Annotated in this window: 16 protein-coding genes and 1 tRNA gene; 11 read left to right on the forward strand and 6 right to left on the reverse strand. The window is 50.5% G+C overall.

The features are described from left to right. Window positions 1-19 precede the first annotated feature (19 nt). A complete protein-coding gene (locus tag UNDYM_RS28660) occupies window positions 20-1,582 on the forward strand; it encodes an amidase (protein WP_232063630.1) in 1,563 nt (520 codons plus the stop codon). Window positions 1,583-1,596: 14 nt separating this feature from the next. Here the strand turns inward: UNDYM_RS28660 and UNDYM_RS28665 are convergent, their stop codons facing one another. Then, complete coding sequence (locus UNDYM_RS28665) at window positions 1,597-3,195, reverse strand: GMC family oxidoreductase (RefSeq protein WP_162044211.1); 1,599 nt, start codon at window positions 3,193-3,195, stop codon at window positions 1,597-1,599. A gap of 129 nt (window positions 3,196-3,324) precedes the next feature. On the opposite strand from UNDYM_RS28665, the gene UNDYM_RS28670 reads away from it, so the two are divergent. The 3 genes from UNDYM_RS28670 to UNDYM_RS28680 all read left to right on the forward strand — a co-directional run bounded on the left by UNDYM_RS28670 (window position 3,325) and on the right by UNDYM_RS28680 (window position 6,920). After that, window positions 3,325-4,347 carry an AraC family transcriptional regulator gene (locus UNDYM_RS28670; RefSeq protein WP_162044212.1) on the forward strand — a complete coding sequence of 341 codons (1,023 nt, stop codon included), beginning with the start codon at window positions 3,325-3,327 and terminating at the stop codon, window positions 4,345-4,347. A 248-nt stretch (window positions 4,348-4,595) separates the two neighbouring features. Next, window positions 4,596-4,760 carry a class IIb bacteriocin, lactobin A/cerein 7B family gene (locus tag UNDYM_RS28675; protein WP_162044213.1) on the forward strand — a complete coding sequence of 55 codons (165 nt, stop codon included), beginning with the start codon at window positions 4,596-4,598 and terminating at the stop codon, window positions 4,758-4,760. 234 nt (window positions 4,761-4,994) lie between these two features. Then, window positions 4,995-6,920 carry a prolyl oligopeptidase family serine peptidase gene (locus UNDYM_RS28680; RefSeq protein ID WP_162044214.1) on the forward strand — a complete coding sequence of 642 codons (1,926 nt, stop codon included), beginning with the start codon at window positions 4,995-4,997 and terminating at the stop codon, window positions 6,918-6,920. 38 nt (window positions 6,921-6,958) lie between these two features. Here UNDYM_RS28680 and UNDYM_RS28685 read toward each other — a convergent pair whose 3' ends face one another. Both UNDYM_RS28685 and UNDYM_RS28690 read right to left on the reverse strand, forming a co-directional pair. Further along, a complete protein-coding gene (locus tag UNDYM_RS28685; RefSeq protein WP_162044215.1) occupies window positions 6,959-9,292 on the reverse strand; it encodes a PAS domain-containing sensor histidine kinase in 2,334 nt (777 codons plus the stop codon). A gap of 24 nt (window positions 9,293-9,316) precedes the next feature. Beyond that, a complete protein-coding gene (locus tag UNDYM_RS28690) occupies window positions 9,317-9,784 on the reverse strand; it encodes a thioredoxin family protein (RefSeq protein WP_232063631.1) in 468 nt (155 codons plus the stop codon). Between the two features lie 345 nt (window positions 9,785-10,129). Here UNDYM_RS28690 and UNDYM_RS28695 point away from each other — a divergent pair, with 345 nt between their 5' ends. Further along, window positions 10,130-11,287, forward strand: a complete 1,158-nt coding sequence (locus UNDYM_RS28695) for a DNA polymerase IV (RefSeq protein ID WP_162044217.1) — start codon at window positions 10,130-10,132, stop codon at window positions 11,285-11,287. A gap of 33 nt (window positions 11,288-11,320) precedes the next feature. Here the strand turns inward: UNDYM_RS28695 and UNDYM_RS28700 are convergent, their stop codons facing one another. The 3 genes from UNDYM_RS28700 to UNDYM_RS28710 form a co-directional block, all read right to left on the reverse strand. Then, the gene (locus UNDYM_RS28700; protein ID WP_162044218.1) at window positions 11,321-11,854 is read right to left on the reverse strand and encodes an HD domain-containing protein; all 534 of its coding nucleotides are present in this window, start codon (window positions 11,852-11,854) and stop codon (window positions 11,321-11,323) included. A gap of 81 nt (window positions 11,855-11,935) precedes the next feature. Further along, window positions 11,936-14,710 (reverse strand): pitrilysin family protein, encoded by a 2,775-nt coding sequence (locus tag UNDYM_RS28705; protein WP_162044219.1) that lies wholly within the window; start codon window positions 14,708-14,710, stop codon window positions 11,936-11,938. A gap of 187 nt (window positions 14,711-14,897) precedes the next feature. Beyond that, window positions 14,898-14,974 (reverse strand) — tRNA-Arg (locus UNDYM_RS28710). Between the two features lie 269 nt (window positions 14,975-15,243). On the opposite strand from UNDYM_RS28710, the gene UNDYM_RS28715 reads away from it, so the two are divergent. From UNDYM_RS28715 to UNDYM_RS28735, 6 genes are all read left to right on the forward strand, one after another. Then, entirely contained in the window at window positions 15,244-15,795 is a 552-nt protein-coding gene (locus UNDYM_RS28715; RefSeq protein ID WP_162044220.1) for a cytochrome c5 family protein, read from the forward strand. 646 nt (window positions 15,796-16,441) lie between these two features. Next, on the forward strand, window positions 16,442-19,150 hold the full coding sequence (locus tag UNDYM_RS28720; protein WP_232063632.1) for a TonB-dependent receptor: 2,709 nt from the start codon (window positions 16,442-16,444) through the stop codon (window positions 19,148-19,150). A 326-nt stretch (window positions 19,151-19,476) separates the two neighbouring features. Beyond that, complete coding sequence (locus UNDYM_RS30915; RefSeq protein WP_232063633.1) at window positions 19,477-20,145, forward strand: NAD-dependent epimerase/dehydratase family protein; 669 nt, start codon at window positions 19,477-19,479, stop codon at window positions 20,143-20,145. After that, window positions 20,142-20,540, forward strand: coding sequence for a hypothetical protein (locus UNDYM_RS30920; protein WP_232063634.1), 399 nt, complete (start codon window positions 20,142-20,144; stop codon window positions 20,538-20,540). The genes UNDYM_RS30915 and UNDYM_RS30920 overlap by 4 nt, the downstream gene beginning before the upstream one ends. A 31-nt stretch (window positions 20,541-20,571) precedes the next feature. Continuing rightward, window positions 20,572-21,588 carry an AraC family transcriptional regulator gene (locus tag UNDYM_RS28730; protein ID WP_162044221.1) on the forward strand — a complete coding sequence of 339 codons (1,017 nt, stop codon included), beginning with the start codon at window positions 20,572-20,574 and terminating at the stop codon, window positions 21,586-21,588. A gap of 860 nt (window positions 21,589-22,448) precedes the next feature. Next, window positions 22,449-25,301, forward strand: a complete 2,853-nt coding sequence (locus UNDYM_RS28735; protein WP_232063635.1) for a TonB-dependent receptor domain-containing protein — start codon at window positions 22,449-22,451, stop codon at window positions 25,299-25,301. Window positions 25,302-25,650 lie beyond the last annotated feature (349 nt).

A 25,650-nucleotide genomic window follows, 5' to 3' on the forward strand; every position in this document is an offset into this window, starting at 1 on the left:
GAGACGTAAGAGATTTTTCATGAGCATCTATTTTTGCAAACCAAAGTTCAGTCTCAGCCTGCTTGCTGCCCTGCCCCTGCTATATGGTCAGCAAGTCTTTGCCAGCGAGACCCTGCATGAACTGGCGCAAGATTTGCAGACCGGTAAAACCACGGCACAGCAAATTTTTGATAGCTATGATGCGCGCATACAAATGTATAACCAGGGCATTCAGGCGGTGACCACGCGTAATCCGCAAGCCAGGGCAGACGCATTGGCAGTAGATCAGCAAAAAACACCACGTGGCAGCCTGGCAGGTTTGCCCTTGCTTTTGAAAGACAATATCGCCGCACGCGGCATGGTGACTACCGCCGGTTCACTGGCGCTGGCAGACAATCTGGCAGTGCAGGATGCACCTGTGGTAGCCCGTTTGCGCGCCGCCGGAGCCATCATTCTTGGCAAGGCCAATCTCAGTGAATGGGCGAATCTGCGTTCATCGCAATCAACCAGTGGCTGGAGCAGTGCCGGCGGACAAACCCGCAACCCCTATGCACCTGAGCGTAGCCCCTGCGGTTCCAGCGCTGGTTCAGGTGCTGCGGTAGCTGCGCGTTTGATTCCTGCTGCCATCGGTACAGAAACCGATGGTTCCATCGTTTGCCCGGCATCGGTGAATGGTCTGGTCGGTTTGAAACCCACCATAGGCCTGATCAGCCGCACAGGCATCGTCCCGCTCAGCCATAGCCAGGATACAGCAGGTCCCATGACCCTGAACGTGCGCGATGCGGCGATGTTATTGAATGTCATGGCTGGCAGCGATGCGCAAGACCCTGCCACCCGCGCTGCCAACCGCCACCGCAGCAAGGACTATACTGCAGGTCTGCAAACCAGCGCCTTGCAAGGCAAGCGCCTGGGCATAGTACGCAAACTGGTGGACGGTTATGACACCGCGACCAAGATGCTGTTCGACCAGACCCTGGTCACCCTGATTGCGCAAGGCGCTACCGTCGTAGATCAGATAGACTTGCCTTATCTGGAAGAGCTGGATAAAGATGAATTGACGGTCTTGCTGTATGAATTCAAGGCAGACCTGAACGCCTACCTGGCCAAAACCCCAGCCACAGTCAAAACCCGCACGATGGCAGACGTAATCGCCTTCAACAAGCAACATGCCGACACCGTCATGCCCTATTTCGCACAGGAATTGATGGAGCAGGCGCAAGCCAAAGGCAAGCTCAGCGATGTTACCTATCGCCAGGCCAGCGCCCGCATCAAGCTGCGCGCTGGCAAGCAGGGCATAGATGCCGTACTCAAAAAATACAAGCTCGATGCCCTGATTGCACCGACGACCGGCACCGCCTGGCTCATCGATTACAAGGCCGGTGATGTACTCGAAGGCAGCGCCAGCAGCCCGGCCGCAATCGCCGGTTACCCTCACCTGACCGTGCCCATGGGTACAGTCAGGGGTTTGCCGGTTGGCTTGTCACTGTTTGCCGGTGCCTGGTCAGAAGCAAAATTGCTGAACATGGGCTATGCCTTTGAGCAGGCCAGACCAGCCCTGCCCGCGCCCAGCCTGGCAACTACAGCAACGGCTGCAAATAAATAGCCAGCCTGTTTTGACTACAAGGCAGCCCTGATCATATCCGCCGCCTTTTCCCCTATCATCATGGTAGGGGCATTGGTATTGCCGCCGATCAGGGTGGGCATGATGGACGCATCAACGACGCGCAAGCCTGTCATGCCATGCACGCGCAATTGCGGATCGACCACGGCCATCGCATCCACGCCCATCTTGCAAGTGCCTATGGGGTGATACACGGTATCGCTGGTCTGGCGCAAGACTGCACGTATCTCATCATCGCTATGTACATTCGCGGTCTGGAAGTCGCTGGTGCGGGCTGCTACCAGGGCCGGTGCATCCATCAGTTTGCGCGTGAGTTTGAAGCCCTTGACCATGCTTTCTATATCATCCGGGTGTTCCAGGAAGCGCGGGTTGATCAGCGGCGCAGCCATGGGGTCTTTGCTTGCAAGTGTCACTTCACCTATGCTCTTGGGACGCAATAAACACATGTGGCAGGAATAGCCATGACCCAGATGCAGCTTGCGTGCATGGTCATCGAGCATGGCGAGCACAAAATGCAGTTGTATGTCTGGGGCAGTCAGGCTGGGATCAGTCTTCAGAAAGCCGCCACCTTCAGCCCCGTTTGAAGTCAGCAAGCCACGTCGTTGGCTTTGATAGCGGCGGAATTCTTTCACCATACGCAGGCTGCCTCCGGCAGAAATGCCGAGTAAGTCCAGACTCTTGGCGCGGTATTTGAAGACGAAATCCGGGTGATCCTGCAAATTCTGGCCCACGCCAGGCAAGTCATGTACCACGGGTATCCCCAGCGCTTGCAAGGCCTTGCCATCACCGACGCCAGACAGCATCAGCAATTGTGGCGTCTGGAAAGCACCTGCCGCCAGCAGGATTTCCTTGCCTGCCTTCAGGGTCTTGGTCTGTCCGCCCTGCCGGTACTCTACACCGATGGCGCGTTTGCCTTCAAACAATATGCGCGTCACATGGCAGCCGGTTTCCACTCGCAGATTATTGCGTTTGCCCATGTGCGGATGCAGGTAGCCACGTGCCGCAGTCCAGCGTTCCCCATTATGCTGGGTGACCTGGTAGATGCCCACGCCTTCCTGCTCTTCGCCATTGAAGTCGGTATTAATATTGAAACCTGCCTGCCGTGCCGCTTCGAGATAGATTTGCTGGTAAGGATTGTCGCTGCGCAGTTCACTGACATGCAGCGGACCAGACTGGCCATGGTAGTGGCCACCATGGGTTTCGTTGTTTTCTGATTTTTTGAAGTAGGGCAAGACTTCATCATAAGACCAGCCAGTATTGCCGAGCGCTGCCCACTGGTCATAATCCTGTTTATGGCCACGGAGATACACCATGGCATTGATGCCCGAAGAGCCACCCAGCATCTTGCCGCGTGGCTGGTAACCGCGCCTGCCATTCAGGCCGGGTTGCGGTACGGTTTCAAATGCCCAGTTATTCAGTTTTGTCGGCAACATCGCCACCACACCCGCCGGGGTATTGACTACCCAGCTATCACCCTTGCCACCGGATTCGAGTATGGTCACATGCAGATTCGGGTCTTCCGTCAGGCGGCCAGCCACGGCACAAGCGCCGGAGCCGCCACCGACGACGATGTAGTCGGGTGTAGTAGTTGTCATATTGTCTCTTAATATTATTGTGGTTCACACTATATTGCCGAAATCTGAGTTCCGGTGTAGCTTAGGATATTAAATCTTCAGACTCCAGAACGTAAGGACAAATCCTGCCAGCTTGCAGCGAATGCGCAGATGAACAACAAAGTGCTCTCAGTACAGGACGCAGTATTTCCGGCTCACCCGTTTTCGGGTCTGCTGGCGATAGGCCGTGAGCGTGACTGGCGTTTGCACGACATGTTCCCGGCACTGGGCCTGAATGCAGAAGGTACGCCGCCTGAAGATGTACGCATCAGCTATGCGCAAGCCAGGGAGAGTTTGTTGCAGGCACGGCATCATGGTGGCGCAGACCTGGGAATATTATCCGGTGCCCGCAAGTCTCTGCCTGCACTTGGTGCGATGGCGAGTGGCATGCTGGCGCAAGCGACATTGTCAGAGGCCATGTATTTTGGGCTGGAGTACCAGTTGATCGCCGGTGCCATGGTGCAATTGCAACTGGAGCCTGGCGAACACACATCGGTATTGACAGCCCGCGCCCTGTTTGATGATAGCGAGTTACAGGATTTCCTGGATGCCGATCACCTGGCAACCGCCATCAACGTCAGCCGTGCCCTGTGTGGTGCGACTCTGCAAATCGACAAAGTAGAATTGCGTGGTAACAGGCAAGCCAGCCGTTCCGTTGCAGAAAATTTCTTTGGATGTCCCGTCGTCTATGGCGCAGATGTCAGCCGCGTCATCGTCAGCAACAAGGTACTCGATACCTTCTTGATCAACCCTGACCCTGACCTCGCCGCCAACAGCAAAATGCGCTGCGATGCAGAGCTGGCCGCAGTCGGCTTGACAGGCAGGCAAAGCCTTTTGCACAAACTGGTCGGCTTGCAATGTGATTACCGCAGTGTGCCGGAACTGGCGAGCGCATTGGGCATCAGCGAGCGCTCCCTGCATAGACTGCTGGCGCGTGAAGGCTGTTCTTACTTCCAGATCGCAGAAAGCCTGCGTATGGAAAAAGCCAGGCATTATTTGCGTAACACCGACATGAGCCTGGACGATATCGCCGCACAATTACATTATTCAGACAGCCGCAGTTTTCGCCGTGCATTCAAACGGGCAGTGAATTTGACGCCTTCAGAATTCAGGTCTTTCATATTGGATGAATAGTTGACGTTAAAAGGCACATGTAGAAATGCTGTTGCAAAGACGAGGCCTTAAATAACCTCTGAATTTTAAAATGTTCTATGAGAGTTCTTCACGTGAGCATTTATTTTGTTTTTGCTATTCGTGGTTTGCCACCAATAAATATTATTTAGAAAATATTTATTAACACTATTTGTATATTTTTGCAATACTTTGCATGTCTAATTACTCATTAGATGAATATTTTTTTACATATTTTTTTGGAGTTTTACATGCAAGAATTAAACATGGCGGAAGTTCAGCAGGTTTCTGGTGGTTTTCTCCCTCTCCTTGTTATCGCGACTATTATTTTGACCGGTTGTGGTGGCCCTGCAGATGACAAAGAGAATAAAAATAAGAAAAAGATAGATGATGAGATTGAGAGATCTGGTGGCTGATTTGATTTAAAAATTGCCGGGCTGAGTAAAGAAGCATTGTTCTTGGTTCGGTAATTTATTGATCTAAATACTAATGTAGTAATGTGAAATGCAGAGTACAAAAAAATAATGAGAAAGTTACTTTTATATTTCATATTAGTGTCGTTTTGTTTGGCAATTTTTCTCTTATCTTTATTCAGGTACTCGATCCCGGTTAAGGGTTTGCAAGACCCTTTTTTCTATTTTCATCTGGATATGCTCAAACCTATTGCCAGATATGAGCAAACTCAAAAGAGTGCAGATACTTTAAAAGCGCTTACCGGACAGAATATCTCCGTCGCCCACGTTGACGTTTATGATGCTGTTTCTGATCAACTATCAAAATTCGAAGATAGTGTCGCTTACCCGGCGAGGATTGTTCCTGCGCTGATTGGACAAGGTTGCGAAGATTTACGCATTTCTTTACATGCGGGTGCCACTCACAACATCAATGCAGCAAACTTGCAAACCATCATTGGCAATATCTGCAGATACAAAATAGATGATGTGAAATTTTCAGATGATTTGCAGACCATCGCTGTGCAAATGCAAGGCTGGGAAAATGAGTCAGATCTTGTTATCCAAATTTTTTCACTGAGTTATCAGCAGCCCAGGCATATTCACACTTTGCAGGGACGATTGAAGAGACCTATGGCATTTGCTGCTGACAATGGAGTGCTGTATTCCAGCAATAGACTTGATATGCTGAAGGATAAAAAATGCCGGATAAATAAATGGCTTGCGGAGTCTGATAGCTGCATTTTGTTGGACAGTGACTTGCCATCGGCTGAGGTTAACAATGCCATGTTGTTGTACCGGTCAAAATCAAATGACAGAACATGGATATCGTTTGTTCACGGGACAGACGACAGCGGCACTGTTTATGAGTGGAGTCAGAGCAAGGCAGGCAATGCATTTGTAACAACCGGCCTTGAAAATGTGTCAAAGCTCGTAGCAACATCAAAAGGAGTGTTATACGCCAAGGCTGATTCTCCGGCAAAAAAACAGTTGGCAAATGAAGTGCAGTTTTTTTCCTACGATCAAAAAGCCAAAAGTAAATTACTGGCTACTTACCCATTGCTGACCACAAAATTTATTAACAAGGATGACGCGTTTCTGGTGCTGAGCAAAAATGCTGCAGCGGAAAAATTTTTCTTGTCTGGCATAACTGAGCAAGGTGAGCATTTTTATGCCACCAGCAAGCAAGTGCAAGATGCAGCAGCAATAGAATTTTTACGCAATACAAATAGCCGCTTTCCACGTTTGCGCTTGAGTGCATCAAGTGGTGAAATAAGTTATGGCTATGTTGACCAGGATGGTGAATTTATCAGTGAACAGAAAAAAAATTATCCATTTAAAACCGATGTGCAGACCTATTTTGGCAAGAGTGTTGATGGCACTGAAGTACCTTGTACGATGATTAGAAGAGCCGGCTTGACCAGGCCTTTGCCTGCGGTCGTTAATGTGTATGCTGCTTATGGTGTGACGTTGCGGCCACAGTTCAGTGCAATGCAGGGCGTATTGTATGCCAACGAAATTGCCAGCATTTATGCCCATGCGCGCGGCGGTGGTGAACTTGGAAGAAAATGGGCTGAAGAAGGCCGTGCCATCAAAAAGAGTAATGCCATTTTTGATACCGAGGCCTGCATCAATAAGGCCATAGAGCAGCAATGGATTATCGCGGGAAAAATTGTCACCACGGGTACCAGCGCTGGAGCGCCAATTGCAATGATGGTCGCCCTGAGGAATCCGGCCATCATCACAGGCGGATGGCTGGATGTGCCGTTCCTGGATACTGCAAATATCCATCATAATGACAGCATAGATGATGAAGCGTTTGGTAATCTGGGTTTGAAAGAAGAAGCTCAGGCAAGACGGCAGTGGAGTCCTTACCAGAATTTGTTGAAGTCAGATGCATCATCGGCCAGCTTTTTGATGACTTGCAGTGAAAACGATAAAAGAGTGCCCGCATGGCATTGCGCAAAGACAGATGCAGCGATCCGTCAATTTCATAAGAACATGTATTCTTTTCTTTACGTCGCAAGCAGGCAAACACATTTTTCGCTGCCGGACAAGTCTATTGAAAAGAGACAAAAGGATATGGTGGTCTTAGGGTTTCTGCTGAAGACTTTACATCCATAAAACGAGGGCTGGTAGCGCGTATATTTTCGTGGCTGTTTTTAACGATATACATCAAACTCAAACCAAAAAGTTGAACCCTGACCGGCTGTGCTGGTAAAGCCGATTTGTCCGTGCATTTTTTCCAGCATGGCTTTGGTGATGGACAGGCCCAGGCCGGTGCCGCCTTTTTGCCGGGTGTCCGTGCCATCGGCCTGGGTGAAGGGTTCGAACAGGTGTTCCTGGAATTCCGGGGCGATGCCTACGCCTCTGTCCCGGACTTCAACACGGTAACGCGGGCCTTTGCCAAATACGCGCAATAACACTGTTTCGCCCTCGCGGGAAAACTTGGCGGCGTTGGAAATCAGGTTGGCCATGACTTGCATGAGCCTGTCATGGTCAGCCAGTATCCAGGCTTGTTGCGGGTGGTGGTCGAGTACCAGGTTGACCTTGAGTGAACTGGCATAAGATGTATGCAGTTCCAGCGCATTTTGTACCAGTGCAACGAGGTCCAGTGCTTCTGAGCGGAAGATCATTTTGCCGCTGGCCAGCTTGTCCATGTCCAGGATGTCATTGACCAGGGTGATCAGGCGCTTGCTGTTGTTGTGGGCGATGCGTATCAGGTGCTCGGCCTGTTTGGGCAAGACGCCGCTGACGCCGGATTCCAGCAAACTCAGGGACCCACGTATCGAAGTCAGAGGGGTGCGCAATTCATGGCTGACGACGGAAATGAATTCCGTCTTCAAACGGTTCATGCGCAGCCTGTCACTGATATCCATCGCAAAGGCTACCCAGCCACGCTCAGAATTTTCCAGATGGCTGAGACCTACCAGGATGGGTACGCCGGTATTCCCGCTTTGCAGCAGCATGATCTCGAAAGGGGCGGTGGTGCCAGTCTGTATCAAGTCTTTATAGGCTTGCTGGCAGATCTTCAGATCCTGTGGCGACAGCAAGGTTTCCCAGGCGCTGTCCTGGGTCAGCAGGTAATCCCTGTCATAACCGCTGAACTGGGTGAACACATCATTCACGTCCAGTATCTGGCCTGCTTCATTGCCCTGGATAATGCCGATCAGGCTGGAATTCATCAACCTTTGCAGGCGCTGTTCGCTGGTGCGCAAGGCGTCCAGGGTTCCCCTTTGCTCGGTGACGTCTTCTATCATCCAGACGGCACCGCGCACATAGCTCTCGGTTGGCAGCGCACGTCCGGCCACGCGGCCAGTGAATGATTCGCCATTGAAGCGGCGCAAATGCCATTCAAGTTCCACCAGCTCATCAGCCAGCAAGCCAGGCGTGACCTGGGCACTGAAGGCTTGATAATCCTCTGGCCCCTGATACAGGAAAGTGGTTTTGACACCTATCATGGCTTGGGCATCAGGGAAGCGGCATAGCTCTGCCAGTGCCTTGTTGGCCCGAACGATGACACCATCGCTAACAAACATGATGCCCACTGGGGCATTGGTGATGAGGATTTCCAGTTCCCTGGCCAGTTCCTTATAACGGTTCTTGTTGGACTCAAGCAGCTCCTGGTTTTGCCTCAGCATTTCCTCGGTCTGTTTGCGCTCGGTGATATCGATGTGCGTACCAACCATGCGCAGGGGCTTGCCCTTGCTGTCCCATTCAACGATGCTGCCTAGCGACATGATCCAGCGCCACTCGCCAGCCTTGTTTTTTTGCCTGAACTCGGCGTGGTAATCGGCAGCGCCCTTTGCTGCTGCATGGGCTTTGTAAGCGTGTTTGAGATTCGCGACATCGTCGGGGTGGACACCAGTGCCCCAGAAATAATCCCAGAATTGCTGAGGGTGAGCAAAGTCGCGGGGATCGTGCCCCAGCATCTGCAAATATTCTGGACTGAAGCTGCCTTCGCCGGTTTGCAGGTTGATGTCATACAAGCCCTGGTTTGAGGCTTTCATGACCAGGCTACGCTGGCGTTCGGCGGCCAGCAGTCTTTGCTCGGTGAGTTTGCGTTCGGTATTGTCACTCAGGAAGCCATGCCACAGTACACTGCCATCAGGCAGGCGTTCCGGTGTGGCATCGCCAACGACCCAGCGATCGGGCTGGCCATCTGCAATGATGCGGTATTCCTGGTGCCAGGGGCTGAGTTCGGCAAAGGACTTGCGCACGGCCACGATCATCTTTGGCAAATCATCGGGATGGATTTTGGCAAACATGAAGCTGGCATCTTCACGCAATTGCTCAGCCTTGACACCAAAAAAGGTTTCTACTGCTTCACTGGCATAGGGCAGGCAAAAGCGGGCGTCCGGATAGCGGCGGAACTGATAAAACATGCCCGGCAGGCAGCGCGAGAAATTGGATAGCAGGGCGTGACTGCGTTGCAATGCCGCCAACTCGGTTTCTTCTGGTACAAGCTCGGCTGACATTGCAGGTAGCTCAGACATGCCAGGTAGTCTTTTTCATACTATTCAGCGGTAAAGGGCGGTGATTTCGTCAAAAAAATCATACACGCCCTGCTCGCTCATCTTGCGTGCATTCGACAGCTCGCCACCTTTGGAGGCAAACAGCACGCTATTGTCTGGCCTCAGCAAGACGGCAGCGGGTATGCCCTTCTTGGTAGGATTGCCATAAAAATCCACCAGCTCCTTGTTCTTGTCAAACTGGCCCACATTCACTTTAACGGTGATGAACTTGGTGGCTAGCAGAGGCTCATTCTTGCCATGCATGGATTTGTCGAGTTCCAGGCAATCCTTGCACCAGTTGGCACCAAAGATGACCAGGACTTTTTTATCGACTTTTTTGGCTTCCGCCAGGGCCTTGTTGATCGCTGCCTGGGCGTCGGCGGTTTCATCATAAGCCTGAGGTGGGGCAGCACTGGCCGGGCTGAGGCCACATACCAGACTGAATGCAAAAAGCAGGGAAAGCAGTTTTTTCATCATTAATCCATTAGAAAATGCAGGAAAAAGCGATAAATGCAGGATGAGTCTATCTTAGCTTAAACAGAGTGTGGCTGTAATTCTCTGTTTGCTGGAAAATCGGGTTTTGCTGTATGTATGTTCAGTTATTTGTGCAATTCAGGATAAAATAGCTTATTCCTGTTTTTAATCCAGTTTTTGATCTTGTTTTTAATTTCGCTTTTTAATCTTATTTATTCTTTAAGTGGCGCAGTTCTTGAAAATGTTTATACAGTGCGCAGTGTGGTGGTCTTGCTACCCAGTGGCAGCTAATGATCAGTCGCACGACGCAGACCATGATGCATTGCAAGGTAGTGCTTGATTGCCATGAATACTAAACCGCGCAGGATTGCCCATCTGGACATGGATGCCTTTTATGCATCTGTGGAATTGTTGCGTTATCCAGAACTCAAAGGCCAGGCTGTACTCATAGGCGGAGGTTCTTCACATCGTCCTATTCCCAGAGGTGATGGCACTCATGAATTTTCGCGCATCAAAGACTATGTAGGGCGCGGTGTCGCTACCACCTCGACTTATGCAGCGCGGGCGCTCGGTATATTTTCTGCGATGGGCATCATGAAGGCAGCAAAGCTGGCGCCAGATGTGTATCTGCTGCCGACAGATTTTGATTCCTATCGTCATTACTCCCGGCTGTTCAAAGAAGCGGTCGGCAAGATTGCGCCGAAAATTGAAAATCGCGGCATAGATGAAATCTATATTGACCTGAGCGACCATCCGCAAGAAACGCGCGAACTGGCAAATAGCCTGAAGCGGGCCGTTGCTGAGGCAACCGGTCTGACCTGCTCAATTTGTGTCGCTCCTAACAAGCTGCTGGCAAAGATAGGCTCTGACCTGGACAAACCTGACGGTCTTACCATATTGAATATGGAAGACCTGCCAACGCGGATATGGCCCTTACCGGTAAAAAAAGTGAATGGCATAGGGCCAAAAGCAACTGCGCGCCTGGCAAGCCTGGGTATTAACACCGTGGGTGAGCTGTTCAATGCAGACCTGGGGTTGCTGCAAACGACTTTTGGCAGTAACTATGCTGGCTGGCTGTATAACGCCGCGCGTGGCATTGATGACAGGGAGATTTCTACAGAGTCAGAGCCCAAGGTCATCAGCAGGGAAACCACCTTTGACCGCGACTTGCATGCCGTGCATGACAGGGCGGTTTTGACCGAGATTTTTACTGATCTCTGCACCCGCCTGGCAAGGGACTTAACAAAAAAGGGTTACCGCTGCAAAACCGTGGGCATCAAGATACGCTATACCGATTTTCGTATCTCTACGCGTGACATCACCATTCCTGTCGCCACGGCTGATCCTGCCGTCATACGCAGGACAGCCGGGGAATGTTTGCGCAGAGTGGCACTGGAACATCGCTTTCGTTTGCTGGGTGTCAGGGCCAGTGCCCTGGTCAGAGAGGCGGATGTCAGCAATGAGCGGCAAGTCAGCCAGGGCATGCTGTTTGATGATCTCTGATATTTGTGAAGGGTAATTCAGGGTGGGACAATGTTAAGCGCTAGTTGGATATCTGCTGCGTTCCAGTCTGTCGCTGCCACCAGCGGCTATGGTTTCAAATGCGTCGTCAAGCATGGTGAAAATATCCCAGTGATTGACTTGCTTTTGCCGTGCGATAGCCTGTATCAGTTTCATTTCCAGCTCAGCCTCGCGCTTGCCCTTCCATAACTTGTCAGCAGTGGCGACGGCTAATTCTTCCAGGCTCAAGCCTTCTCCCTGCCATTGTGCGTGAGTCACACAGCAGCGGGCGACGATACTCTGCACGCCTTGTTCCAGCAGCATTTTTTCACCAGCAGGCTCATGCAGTGAGCCGGGGCCATCCAGTTCATTGGGATGCAGGATTTTCCCGGCGTCATGGATGGCGGCACCAAGACGTATCAGATTTGCATCGAATGCCAGGCCCATGTCTTCAAATTGTGCGATCAGCAAATCTGCCGCTTCACCGACCAGTTTGACATGGGCAAGCAGGCGTTCTGTTGCGCCAAGGTGTGACAGCAACTGGTAAGCTTCAGTGGTGGTGTTGAGCATGATGAGCAATCAGGAGAAGTAATGAAAAAGGCTTGCACAGAATCATGTGCAAGCCCAGTTCTTAAAAACTACTAAAACTAATTATTTAAAATCACCCGCAAATACGCGCACGGTTTTTTCATATCCCAGGTGTCTGGCCATGGCTTCTTTTACCTGTGTCACGGTCAATGCCTGTATCTTTTTCTCTACTTCAGCACGGTATTGCATATTGCGGCCCAGGTAGAGATTGTTCGCCAATGTCGGTGCCAGTGCGGCGTCCTGGCTGCGTTCGAGCTGGTATTGCTGGATCAGGCTCTTCTTGCCATCTTCCAGTTCTGCCTGTGTGTAGCCTTCAGTCAGTACACGGTTGATTTCTTCGCGTATGCCGGTTTCCAGCTTGGCACGGTTTTGCGGTGCATAAATAGCGCCTACTGAGAAAGTCGCTACTTCATCGAGTGCAGAAGCATTGAAGCCGGAACCACCACCATAGCTGACCCCATCTTTTTGACGGATGCGGTTCAGTATGCGTGAATTGGCGCTGCCACCCAGCAGGTAGTTACCCAAAACCAGCGCAGGGTAATCAGGGTGCTTGATGCCCAGCGGCAGTTGCATGCCAGCATAGAAGAAGGCGTTTGCCTTGTCCGGTGTGATGATTTGTTTATCATCTGCCTTGGTGGCCTGATAAGGTCGGGCAACGCGGGTGAATTTTTTCTGCGTATTCCAGTCGCCAAAGGCCGTTTGCAATTCCGCTTTTACCTTGTTGGCATCAAACTCACCCACTACGGCAATTTGCGCCTGGCCTGGATGATTGGCACCATAGAACTCTTTCCAGAATGCTTTGGCATCGGCCAGTTTGGCCGTTTTCAGGTAGGCAATTTGTTCATCGATGCTGCGATAGTAGCGCGGGTCATCGCTGGAATAAATGTTTTGGGCTTTTTTACCGGCATCAACAGCGACTGATTGTGGTTCTTTGCGGGACTCTTCCAGTTGTGCCAGTTGCGAATTCAACAGTTGCGTGAATTCAGCTTCATTGAAAGCGGGCTGGCGCAGGGCATCGCGTACCAGTTCCAGTACGCGTGGCAGATTGTCGCGTATGGTTTCTACTTGGACATTCACCATGGTCGCATTGCCATTGATTTGCAGCTTGGCCTTGAGCTTGTCGAGTTCTTCCGTAAATTGCTGATGGCTGAGTTTTTCTGTACCACGGCTGAGCATGGCAGCAGCCAGCTCGGCGGCACCGGCTTTGCCTTTCAAACTGTTTTCATCACCCAGGTTGATATGCATGGACAGCACGACAGTATTGCCGCGTGTGGTCTTGGGCAGCAGCGCATATTTCATGCCATTGCTGAGTGCGCCCGTCACTGTACGTTTGTCGATATTGTCGGCAGAGGCGACAAAGTTTTCTGCCTGGGCGATTGCTACGCCGGGTTTGAATTGCTTGATCTGCTCATCCACTGCAACCTTGGCAGGCGCTGGAGAGCGGTCAGGTTTTTCAGTAGGGATAAAACTGCCCGAGGTGCGGTTGCTGGATTTGAGCCAGGTAGTGGCAACGCGTTGTACATCATCCACTTTGAGCGCCTTGACGCGGTCACGGAACAGGAAGAACAGGCGCCAGTCGCCAGAGGCGATGTTTTCAGACAGGGATACGGCAAATTTTTCAGGGTCATTGAATACCTGGGCAATATCTGAATCCAGCTTGGCTTTTGCCCTTGCCAGTTCTGCTTCAGTCACTGGCGACTTGTCGAAGCTCTCTATGGTTTCCAGCAATATCTTCTTGGCTTCTGGCAGATTTTGCTCGGTACGTAAGTTTGCCCCCAGCATCAAAAAGCCTGGTTCCTCGAGATTGGCTGCCCAAGGGAAGACATCCGCAGTTTTCTTGGTTTCAACCAGGGCTTTATACAGACGGCCATTCGGTGTGTCACCGAGGATCAGCGCCAGCGCTTCTGTCGCAGCATAATCTGGGTGGGCTGCAGGCACGGTGTGATACAGGGCAGCGATCACTTGTGAATCACCGACGCGGCGCACGATGACATCGCGCTCGCCATCCTGCACAGGGTCTAATGTATACGTGGTTTCCAGTGCACGTTTTGGCTTCGGTATTTTGCCAAACTGGGTGGCAATCAATTGCAGCGCCTGTTTGGCATCAAAGGCACCCGCCACGATCAGGGTGGCATTGTCAGGTTGGTAATATTTACGCCAGAAGGCTTGCAGGTGCGGGATATTGACATTCTCGACGTCAGTACGCGCGCCTATGGTGTCCTTGCCATAGTTATGCCATTGATGGGCGGCTGACATGATACGCTGCATGAGGATGCCGACGCCGGAATTCTCATTCTTTTCCATTTCATTGCGCACGACCGAGAATTCTGTCTTCAAGTCTTCACCAGAAATGCGGGAATTGACCATGCGGTCAGCTTCCATGCTGATGGCCCAGGCCAGGGTTTCAGGCTTGGCCGCAAAGGTTTCATAGTAATTAGTGCGGTCCAGCCAGGTTGTACCATTGAATTGCACGCCGCGTTGCGACATTTCTTCCCACAGGCGCGGATGGGCCTTGCTGCCCTTGAACATCAGATGTTCGAGCAAATGCGCCATGCCGGTTTCGCCATAATTTTCATGGCGTGAGCCCACACGGTAGGTAATATTGACAGTTGTTGTCGGTTTACTGGCGTCCTGTACCAGCAAGACACGCATGCCATTCGCCAACTGGTATTCATCTATGCCCTCGACCTGACGCACAAACTGCACGCCGGCTGGCAGCGCGGCTTTGGCTGCCGCCGCATTTTCAGCCGCGATGGCGGGCGGGATATGCACCAGGGTAGTGAAAGCCAATGCCAGGGACAGACTCAAGCTGCTGAGTTGCATGCGCGATGATTTCATGTAGTGACCTTTATGAATATAGTAAATACCAAGCAATGAGGGGCGGCACCTGTATGACCAGGCATGGCAGGAACCGTGATGCAAACCTAAAGCAGTCAAGCTTAGTACAAATATATCAAGAAAAGCAACCCGGACATACAAAAATGCCAAGTGCAGCAGGGGACAGGGAAAAGGGGCAAGAAAATTATGGCGCGCCAGACACGAATCGAACGTGCGACCCCAGCCTTCGGAGGGCTGTACTCTATCCAACTGAGCTACTGGCGCGTAAATTATGCATGGACATGCACAAGTGATACAGGGTGATGCAAGGGCAACATTCTAACCCAAATTGAGCCAGACCTTGCGTATCAAAGCAGGGAAATTGTCGTTAAAGCAGCCAGATTTTCCCGAATCTTGACTGGTACAGGCTGCTTTTCATTCCAAACACGATGCTTTCGCACTATAATCCCAAGCTTTGGCATCTGCGGTTTAACTTGCCTGCCAGCATAGGCAAACAGATTTTCTGTATCTAATTTATTTGCATTGAGGAAACCATGAGCGACGCGCACGACGAACACGAATCAGCGATCAAGACCCCTAAGCAACTCATCGTTGCAGTTCTTGCCGGATTCCTGGTCCCCATTATCGCCATTGTCTTGCTGGTACAGTATGTATCGAATGACAAAAAAGTCGGCGCAGGTTCGTCTGCACTGACGCCAGAGGCTGTTGCTGCCCGTATCGCCCCAGTGGCTGACCAGGGTTTCAATTTCAAGGATGCCAATGGTCCCAAGACTTTGCAATCTGGTGAAACAGTCTATAAAACCATCTGCTCTGCATGCCATGACAGCGGCGCTGCTGGTGCTCCCAAATTTGGTGATGCTGCAGCCTGGGGCCCACGCATTGCCCAGGGTTATGACAAGGTAGTTGCCAATGCTTTGGGTGGCCTGCGTGCCATGCCGGCCAAAGGCGGTAATCCTGACCTGGATGATATTGAAGTTGCCCGTGCAGTTGTTCACCTGGCCAATGCCGGTGGTGCCAAATTCAAGGAACCTGAAGTCAAGGCAGCTGCACCCGCAGCAGCTTCTGCAGAAGCCTCGGCAAAATAAGTTTTCCGTATTCGCCGGTAGCTCAGGCAAACAAAAAACCCCGGTGCGCCGGGGTTTTTTGTTTGTATTTCCTGTATTGAGCAGTCGTTTAGATGAGAAAGTTGCAGGAATTTCAGTTAAATATAGTCAAAATAAACTATTCAGTGGTACAAACTGTTTTATTTTGATACATTTTGGTGCAAAATTTTCCCGGACTATCCCCATCCCAAAAAGGATGGGGTATTCGGAAAATATTTATTTAGTGGCAATGTTTCCATTGATCACTACTAATTTAAAAATTTCAGCTTTCTGCGGAACTTCCCTCTGTTTCCATAGTCAAAAGCAGACACTGCACTATGTCTGCAGCTTGTCATAATTCCATCTTGTTGTTTTTTTGCTGCATGCATTCTATCAATATTGACAATGGAATCTCTTAAATGTTCTCATGCTGAGGCAAATTTTTTGAAAGTAATTTCTCAGAATTTCCCACGCGTAAAAAAAAATTTCCATATTATTTGGTAATTTTGCAATCTGGCAAAGTTTGTTTGGTTTTTGCCGGATTTTGTTTAGAACATATAAAGAACGGAGCGCAATAGTGATAAAAGAAAAAACAATTTCAAGATCGGTAAGACTGATCTGTTCCAGTGGTTTGTTGTTGAGCATGGGTATGATGGCTCAACCAACTTTCGCACAAGAAGGTGTACAGAAAGTTGAAATTACCGGTTCCAGTATTAAACGTACTGAAACAGAAGGTGTTGCAACGACTCAAATTCTGAGCCGCAAAGACATCGAACAAACAGGTAAAACTTCTATCGCTGATGTGGTCCGCAGTATCTCTGCCGACAATAACGGTAGTATCAGTGGCTCTTTCACTAACGGTTTCGCTGGTAGTGCTTCCGGCGTTTCCCTGCGTGGTCTGAGCGTCAGCTCCACTCTGGTGCTGATCAATGGCCGCCGCACAGCACCGTATGGTTTCGGTGATGACGGTCAACGCAGCTTCGTCGATTTGAACTCCATCCCTCTGGATGCAGTTGACCGTATCGAGATACTGAAAGATGGCGCATCCGCGATTTACGGTTCTGACGCTATCGCTGGCGTGGTTAACGTGATCCTGCGTCAAAACTACGTTGGTCAATCTGTTGCCGCCAATATCGGCCAGTCTTCCCGTGGCGATGGCCGCAACCTGAGCGCATCCGCTGCGATCGGTTTCGGTAATCTGCAACAAGACAAGTACAACGTCTTCATGACGATTGATGCGAAGAAACAAGAAAAAATCTGGCAAAAAGACCGCAGTGACTACATCGGCCAGGCTGATGCACGTCCATGGGGTGGCCGTGATCAACGCGGTGGTTTCATCACTTCCGGGAATGCCGGTGGTAGCAATATGCTGGGTACAGTACGTCCAGTAAGTGCAACTGGCGGCACTATCGCTGGTCGCGGTGTTCAACAATTGCCAGGCACTTGCTCTGCAGCAAATCTGGATCCAGTTGGCGGCACATCTTTGGATAATGCTGGTGGTGGTTGCTTGTTTGACCCAGTCGCCTACCAGACTATTCAGCCAGAAACACAAAACCTGAATCTGTACGCACGCGGTACTTTTGCCATCAATGACAAAACTACAGCTTACACAGAACTCGGTTTGTTCAACAGCAAGGCAAAAACACAGACTACACCATCTGGCCTGACTGGCGCAGGTTTCGATCTGGTCAATGCACGTGTCAACAATACTGGTACAGGTCCTGACCAGTTGTTGCTGCCTATCGGCCATCCAGACAATCCATTTGCTGATGCGCGCGCACGTCCACGCTGGATTGACGCTGCACGTCCACGTACTGCCGATCTGGAAACAACTGTTACCCGTTTCCTGGCTGGCGTAAAAGGCACAGTTGCTGAGTGGGATTACGATGCAGGCTTCCTGTATGCTGAAAGCAAAACAGACAAGACTCAAAACGGTTACTACCGTCAATCTGCTTTGAAAGCAGCAGTGGCGAATGGTACTTTCCGTATTGGCCAAGGTCGTGTAAATACACCTGAAGTTCTGGCACTGGTTTCTCCAACTTTGAAAAACTCTGGTGTGACGAAGAGCACTTCTGTCGATTTCAAAGCAACACGTGAACTGACACAATTGCCAGGTGGTCCATTGGCGATTGCCGTAGGTGCTGAGTACCGTAAAGAAGAAACCAACAGCGAAGCAACACCATTCACTAACACGAATGACATCGCTGGTCTGGGTTACTCTGCTGCCAAAGGTTCACGCAACGTTAGCGCGATCTACACAGAGTTGGCTATTCCAGTTTTGAAAACCCTGGAATTCCAGTTGGCTGCCCGTTCAGATAAATATTCTGACTATGGCCGTTCCACTACGCCTAAAGCCGGCTTCAAATTCACGCCTACCAATACCGTCGCATTCCGTGGTACGTATGCTGAAGGCTTCCGTGCTCCTAGCGCGGCAGAGAACGGTGATTCCGCTGTAGCTGCATTTACCAACATTGCCAGCGATCCTATCCGTTGCGCTGTCACTAAACTGCCAGCTGATTGCTCATCACAACAAGTTGGTGCTATCACAATCGGCAACAAAAACATCAAGCCTGAAACTTCCAAGAGCTACAGCCTTGGTCTGGTTGTAGAACCGATCAAGAATTTCAGCATCTCCCTGGACTGGTGGAAAATTGTCCGTGACGGCGAAATCGGTGGTTCTGACCCAGGTGCGATTGTTAACAATCCAGCTGGCTACCCAGATGCACAAATCGTCCGTGGCGAACCAACAACCAACTTCCCTGGCCTGGTTGGTCCTATCCTGATGGTGAAAGCGCCTTACCTGAATGCTGGTAAGACACAAACTTCCGGTCTGGATCTGGATATGCGTGCGAAGTATGACATGGGCAGCAACGGCAAGTTGAATGCTGGTCTGGTTGTTACTTACATGAACGAGTTCAAGAGAACTGATGCCGATGGTACTACGCATGAATTTGCTGGTACTCACGGTGACGTGAACTTGTCTGGTGACGGCGGTACTCCACGTACTAAAGTCAGCGTCAGCCTGGGTTGGGAACGTGGTCCTTGGACATTGTCCGGTAACATCAACCATGTATCCAGTATCAGCGACACCAATGAAATCGGTGGCGACTGCCTCGACGTTGATGCCAACGGTAAGCCTTACCTCGGTTGCCGTATTGCTTCCTTCACGACAGTTGACGTGTTCGGTAAATGGAAATATTCCAAAAACCTGGAATTCACAGCATCCATCACCAACCTGTTCGACAAGATGGCACCGTTGGACGTCCAGACTTATGGTCGTATCAACTACAACCCATCCCTGCATCAGTCCGGCGCAGTTGGCCGTTACTGGAACATCGGTGGACGTTACACATTCTAATGTTGACGTAACTGACAGCATGGCTTGAGTTCCGGCATCACCAGGTTTGCGCTGGTGATGCCAGTACCAAGGCAGGTTGAAAGACAAAACCCTCACAAGCTTGCTTGTGGGGGTTTTTGTTTATGACCTGCGGCATGCGTATGTGTATCTGCATACGGCATGGTTATGGCCGTCATGTCCATGGCGTGCATTGCATATCATGTGGCGCGCTTTGATAGTGCCCGCATGCAAGTCTCAGGGGAAAATGTCAATCAAAGCCGCCGCCAGAGCTGTTGCATGGCAGGCATTTCCATGAATTGAAACATTGAAACCTGTGAGAGCAAAGCATGCTGAATATAGACAAGACCAAACCTGTCCTGGTGACTGGCGCTACCGGCTATGTCGCTGGGTGGATAGTGAAACGATTGCTGGAAGAAGGTGTGACCGTCCATGCTGCCGTCCGTAACCCCGGGGATGCAGCAAAACTTGCCCATCTGGACCAGATGGCTCTTAAATTGCCGGGCAGCATACGTTATTTCAAAGCTGACTTGCTTGACGAGGGGTCCTATGCAGAAGCCATGCAGGGATGCTCAATCGTTTTTCATACTGCTTCCCCATTCAGGCTGGACGTCAGCGATGCCCAGAAGGATCTCGTCGATCCGGCAAAACTAGGGACACAAAATGTGCTGCAAACAGCCAGCAAAACCGCATCAGTAACACGCGTGGTGCTGACCAGCAGTTGTGCCGCCATTTATGGCGACTGTGCAGATGTTGCCAACACGCCCGGCCAGGTATTGACCGAAGACATCTGGAATACCAGCTCTTCATTGCAACATGTACCCTATTCGTACTCTAAGACGGTAGCCGAACAGTTGGCATGGGAAATCGCGAAACAGCAGACCCGCTGGAGCCTGGTTGTCATCAACCCCAGCTTCATTCTTGGTCCCGGCTTGAGTACGCAAGCCACTTCTTCGGAAAGTTTCAATTTCGTCCGCCAGTTGGGGACGGGCACATGAAGGCCGGTATCCCCGATATAGGCTGTGGTGCCGTCGATGTGCGTGATGTGGCCGAAGCTCATCTGCGCGCTGCCTATCTGCCAGACGCCAAAGGACGCCATATCGTTTCAGGACATGACAGCTCGCTGCCCATGATAGCCCAGGGCCTGCTGCCGAAATACAATGCCTACCCGGTACCGCGCCGCATCCTGCCAAAATGGCTGGTCTGGCTGGTCGCGCCTCTTGCTGACAAAAGCATCACGCGCAAAATGATCTCCAGAAATGTTGCTTATGCCTGGCGGGCAGACAATGGCAAGAGCATCCGCGAGCTTGGGATGTCTTACCGTCCCTTGCAAGTTACAATTCAGGATATGTTTCAGCAAATGATAGACAGTGGGCAGATTCCCAAGCCTTGAGCGTCAACCTTAGCAGGGTGAACTGAAAAAAATGAAGAGAGCGACCCATTTCTCTGTCCAGCCTGGCTGGCGACTGCTGCTCAGCGACATGGGTCTCAACCCCGATCACTTGCTGCGTCTGGCGCAGTTGCCGGCAGACCTGTTTACGCGCAAGGACAGCACGATTACTGCAGCCCAGTATTTCGGCTTGTGGCAAGCCATAGAGACCTCGGCTGGAGTAGCATCACTGCCGCTGCTGGTTGGCGCGGCCATCTCGGTTGAAGCATTTGACCCACCGATTTTCGCGAGCTTGTGCAGCCCCAACCTCAATGTCGCCATGCAGCGCTTGTCTGCATTCAAGAAGCTGGTCGGGCCAATGACACTGAACGTGCAGGCCGGGCAGGCCAAAACTGTCATTACGCTGGAGTGCTATGGCAATGAAGGCCATATTCCCAAGAGTCTGGCGATGACAGAGCTGGTCTTTCTCACGCAACTCATTCGCCTGGGCACACGCTACCGTGTCATTCCGCTGGAGGTGATGCTGCCGGAGGTGCCCGCAAACCTGGACGACTATGCCGCATACTTTGGCCTCCCGCCAAAAAAAGGGGCACTCATAAGGCTGACATTTTCTGCCCAGGATGCAGCCAGACCCTTCCTGACTGCCAATGAAGCCATGTGGGGATATTTCGAGCCGGGTTTGCGCAAGCGTCTATCGACACTTGATGCGACGGCAAAGATCAGTGAGCGTGTCAGGGCAGTATTGCTGGAGGGATTACCAGCAGGTGAATATTCGATAGAGTCGGTTGCCAGACATCTGGCCCTCAGCAAGCGTAGCCTGCAGCGGCAACTGAGTGAAGAATCCACCAGTTTCAAGGACATACTCAATGCCACGCGCCAGCAACTGGCGCTGCATTATCTGAGCACTGCCTCTGTTTCTCAGGGAGAAATTGCTTACCTCCTGGGATTTCAGGAAGTGAATTCCTTTATCAGGGCATTTAAGGACTGGACAGGTAATACCCCTGCAGCCTACCGGCATGACTTGAATGACCTGGTCAACACCGTGCATTGAGTTTGCAAGAGTACCGGTTGGATTGACAAATCTGCCCGAAGTATCAAATGCTCCCATAGGCTTGCCGCCTCCACAATTGCTGAGACAGGCCACACATTATTGACTAAGCATGTGCGGGATTTGCTGGCTTTTTGGTGACTTATTGCCAATTTAAGCACGCGTATTCCAATTTGATGACGGTGACTAGGGAAAGAAAGTTGTTACTAAAACACATAACATTTTATGCCTGAAGCATAACGTGTTGTCATTAAGAGACAGCTCAAGTAATTGAATGAAGCTCTCTATAGTACTTGTCGGAAAGATTGTTCCGTTTCTCAAATTGCTGAAATCAGTCGAAATTGTACATACAAATTTCAGATGATGAAAAAAGCAAGGGCATTTAAAGTCCAAAATGGTGCAAGGTCTATAAACGCCCATTTTTTATCCTGTCATTTCAGGTTTTAGCCGCGTGCAAATTCTTGGATATGAATAATTGGCTAAATTAAATATAAATATCGCAGGCCGACGTTATTACACAACAGTTGATCTTGCGTAAATTTATGACATGCACATTTTTAACAATTTCACTTAAAGGCAAGAAAATTTACGTTTTCCAAACGAAATGAGCGGTCTTGACATCAAAGTTTTCAAATGGTTCCATGACAAGGAGATTTTTTTTCGGAAAATGCGGCGGTAATTGAAACAGACAAATGATGAACAAATTGCGACGAATTGCTTTTGATCATTTTCCGGCAGAAAAAATCTAAAAAAGAAATCTGGCTGCTGTGGGCAAATAGGGGGTTCTGGTTACCAACCGGGATCTTGTCCAGGCAGCCTCGCTCATTAGTTACATTTTTGGGGGTTTAGTCATGGTAGAAAAAATGTTGGCCCGATCAGTACGCCTGATGTTCCTGGGTGGTGTCGCGGTCGGTGCAGGTTTGCTGGCACAGCCAGCGATGTCGCAAGACGTACAAAAAGTAGAAATTACCGGTTCCTCGATCAAACGGATAGCACAAGAAGGCGCATTGCCTGTGCAAACTCTGAGCCGTAAAGACATCGAACAAAGCGGTGCAAATAATGTGGCCGACCTCGTCGCTGCCCTTCCTGCCATGCAGGGCTTTATCACTGCATCCACTTCCGTCAATGGTGGTGGTGCCGGTCGTCAGTCTGCCTCTATCCATGCAATCGGTACTGACTACACCCTGGTATTGTTGAATGGCCGCCGCATGGCGCCATATGGCACAGGTAGTGCCGTCAACCTTGGCAGTATTCCTCTGTCTGCCGTTGAGCGCGTCGAGATCCTGACTGACGGTGCTTCCACATTGTATGGCTCTGATGCGATTGCCGGTGTCGTCAACTTCATCCTCAAAAAGAACCAGACTGACCTGAATGTAGAAGCAACCCTGACCAGCCCGCAGCAAAGCGGTGGCCGTAGCGGTAACTTCTCTATTTCCAAAGGCTTTGGCGATCCTGAAAAAGACGGCTTCAATGTCTTGTTTGCCTATAGCCATGACGAACAAAAGCCGCTGGAAGCAACTCAGCGCAGCTTCGCCAATTCCGGCGTCCAGAAGTTCATGAAAGATGGCAAGATGTACGCCACCTGGCAAACCAGTATCAACTCGATACCTGCGAATGCCGATATCTATGATTCCAAGGGCAATAACGCAACCTTCTCGGTTGATCTGGTGAACACTGGCAAATGTAATGGCCCCAGCACTTTCGAGCGTGGTGGTGTTTGCCGTTATGACTATGCCTCTACCGTACAATTGCTGCCAGAACTGAAACGTGACAGCTTCTTCGCTTCCGGTAACCTGAAGATAGGCAAGGACACTACCCTGTTCGGTGAACTGGTCATGTCCAACTTCTCCAACAAGGCACGCTATGCAGCGCCGGCCCAGCCTCTGACGACTTTCAGTACCGATCCGGTCACAGGTCAGAAGGTCATCAACCCGAATTACATCGGTGCCTATAACAAATCCGTCGTACCACTGCTTGCAGGACAAGGTATCAATCCTGCTGATGTAACGGATGCATTCTTTTACTTCCGCGCACGTGATGCAGGCGGCCGTGCCGACGACTATAAAACTGAGGCACGTCATCTGGTTCTGGGAATAGACAGCAACTATCTGGGCTGGGATTTGAGCGCCAGCTATACACACTCTGAGAATACAGAGAAAGATGACGCTGTTTCCGGTTACATGAGTGCTAACCGTTTTGATGCCCTGGTCAAATCCGGTGCTTATAACCCTTACATCGTCAATGCCAATGCATCTGCCATCCTGGCACCGGCAGTGTTGAACGAAAACCTCAGTGTCACCAAATCCAAGATTGATGTCCTGAGTGCTCACGCTTCCAAAGAGTTGTTTGATATGAGTGGCGGCAAGGCCCAACTGGGTCTGGGTGCGGATACCACCAAGCAGTCATTCAATGATGCGCCTAGCGAGCTGGTACAAGGCCCTGGCCCGCAACATCCGGCATGGACAGACGTGATCATCGGTGGTTCCACCGGTTCCCAGGGTCTGGTTGCTTCCCGCAAGAGCTGGGGTGCTTTCGGTGAGTTGCTGATGCCTGTCATCAAGAACATGGATGTCACAGCAGCTTTGCGTTATGACAGCTACGACGCCGTCAAGAAAGACAATGTCAGCTATGACGTCAATGGCAATGCTTCCCAACCTGGTACCCAGGGTGTGTCGGTTTCCAAGGCAACCTACAAATTGTCTGCACGTTACCAGCCAGTCCAGAGCCTGATGCTGCGCGGCTCTTACGGTACAGGCTTCAAGGCACCTACACTGAATGATATTTCTGATCCATTGAAAAACGATGGTTCTTCGAACTTCTTCCCTTGCCCTATCACCAAGGCAACTGATCCACGTTTCCCATACTGCCGTGGCACGTCTGAATACGGTCTGTTGAAAAAAGGTAATCCAAGCACAGGTGCAGATGCACTGAAAGCAGAAGAATCCAAACAGGCAGCATTCGGTTTCCGCCTCGAACCAACCAGCAACCTGTCCCTGGGTCTGGACTGGTGGGATGTGAAACTGAAAAACCAGATCCAGAAATTGTCTCAGGATCTGATTTTCACGACACCTTCACTGGCTGATCAATACATTTCCCTGTACTACGATCCTATCCAGAAATCCAAAGTTCTGGTGGCAAACCGTAGTCCTGTGAACCTGGCCAGCTCCCGTTATTCCGGTGTGGATTGGGATGCGACACTTAAATCAGCGACACCTATCGGCAAGCTGAGCGTGAACTGGTCCGGTACTTACATGCTGACAGCAGAAAAAGATGTGCCAGGTGCCAAGAAAGAAAGCAGCATAGGTCGTTTTGATTCTTATGATGATGTGACTTTCCGTATCATTTCCAGGCTGGTCGCTTCCCTGAAAGTATCCGAGCAATACACCCATAGCGTCACCATGAACTACCGTTCCGGCTACCATGACAAAGTCGCATCTGCTGATGATGGCTATGTACGTTCCGTGAATGCCGATGGCAGCGTTGGTGGCTATGTCGATATGAACCGTGATGTCAGCAACTACACGACTTTTGATTATCAGCTCCAGGCCAAGCCTATGAAGAATCTGACGATCACTGGCGGTATCCGCAATTTGTTCAATGTCGATCCACCATTCACTATCCGTAACACCGGTGGTGGTAATCAGGTTGGTTACGATGGTCGCTATACTGACCCTCTGGGCCGCACCTTCTATGTAACAGCGCAATACAAATACTGATACGCCAATTTCAGTCATAAAAAAACCCGGACTTGTCCGGGTTTTTTTTCAAATTTTTACTATTTGGCAGAAATCCTGAAAATAAATTTTCTTTCTTTAACGAAATTTTTCCTTCTATTTCAGAGACATGATGATTTTTCAATAAAGCGATATTGCCATGGAGAAATCGTGAAATTTGTGAACAAAATTCAGTCGTCGGACAACTGCGGCAAGTATAGTTAAGCTGCATAAAAAATAAGCAAACTTTTATACCTGTCTAAATGGAAATAAATTGCGGCTTGTAGTCAGTTTCTTGAGCGAAAACGCACGCAAAAAGCCCTTGCTACCGAGCAAAATTCGAGTATATTTC

Origin of the sequence: Undibacterium sp. YM2 (assembly GCF_009937975.1) — a bacterium.
GTDB lineage: Bacteria > Pseudomonadota > Gammaproteobacteria > Burkholderiales > Burkholderiaceae_D > Undibacterium.

Bases quoted from the DNA above. Each gene is read 5' to 3' on its own strand.
- UNDYM_RS28660 (WP_232063630.1), top strand. From the start codon at position 20: ATGAGCATCTATTTTTGCAAACCAAAGTTCAGTCTCAGCCTGCTTGCT.
- UNDYM_RS28665 (WP_162044211.1), bottom strand. From the start codon at position 3,195: ATGACAACTACTACACCCGACTACATCGTCGTCGGTGGCGGCTCCGGC.
- UNDYM_RS28670 (WP_162044212.1), top strand. From the start codon at position 3,325: ATGAACAACAAAGTGCTCTCAGTACAGGACGCAGTATTTCCGGCTCAC.
- UNDYM_RS28675 (WP_162044213.1), top strand. From the start codon at position 4,596: ATGCAAGAATTAAACATGGCGGAAGTTCAGCAGGTTTCTGGTGGTTTT.
- UNDYM_RS28680 (WP_162044214.1), top strand. From the start codon at position 4,995: ATGCTCAAACCTATTGCCAGATATGAGCAAACTCAAAAGAGTGCAGAT.
- UNDYM_RS28685 (WP_162044215.1), bottom strand. From the start codon at position 9,292: ATGTCTGAGCTACCTGCAATGTCAGCCGAGCTTGTACCAGAAGAAACC.
- UNDYM_RS28690 (WP_232063631.1), bottom strand. From the start codon at position 9,784: ATGAAAAAACTGCTTTCCCTGCTTTTTGCATTCAGTCTGGTATGTGGC.
- UNDYM_RS28695 (WP_162044217.1), top strand. From the start codon at position 10,130: ATGAATACTAAACCGCGCAGGATTGCCCATCTGGACATGGATGCCTTT.
- UNDYM_RS28700 (WP_162044218.1), bottom strand. From the start codon at position 11,854: ATGCTCAACACCACCACTGAAGCTTACCAGTTGCTGTCACACCTTGGC.
- UNDYM_RS28705 (WP_162044219.1), bottom strand. From the start codon at position 14,710: ATGAAATCATCGCGCATGCAACTCAGCAGCTTGAGTCTGTCCCTGGCA.
- UNDYM_RS28715 (WP_162044220.1), top strand. From the start codon at position 15,244: ATGAGCGACGCGCACGACGAACACGAATCAGCGATCAAGACCCCTAAG.
- UNDYM_RS28720 (WP_232063632.1), top strand. From the start codon at position 16,442: ATGATGGCTCAACCAACTTTCGCACAAGAAGGTGTACAGAAAGTTGAA.
- UNDYM_RS30915 (WP_232063633.1), top strand. From the start codon at position 19,477: ATGCTGAATATAGACAAGACCAAACCTGTCCTGGTGACTGGCGCTACC.
- UNDYM_RS30920 (WP_232063634.1), top strand. From the start codon at position 20,142: ATGAAGGCCGGTATCCCCGATATAGGCTGTGGTGCCGTCGATGTGCGT.
- UNDYM_RS28730 (WP_162044221.1), top strand. From the start codon at position 20,572: ATGAAGAGAGCGACCCATTTCTCTGTCCAGCCTGGCTGGCGACTGCTG.
- UNDYM_RS28735 (WP_232063635.1), top strand. From the start codon at position 22,449: ATGTTGGCCCGATCAGTACGCCTGATGTTCCTGGGTGGTGTCGCGGTC.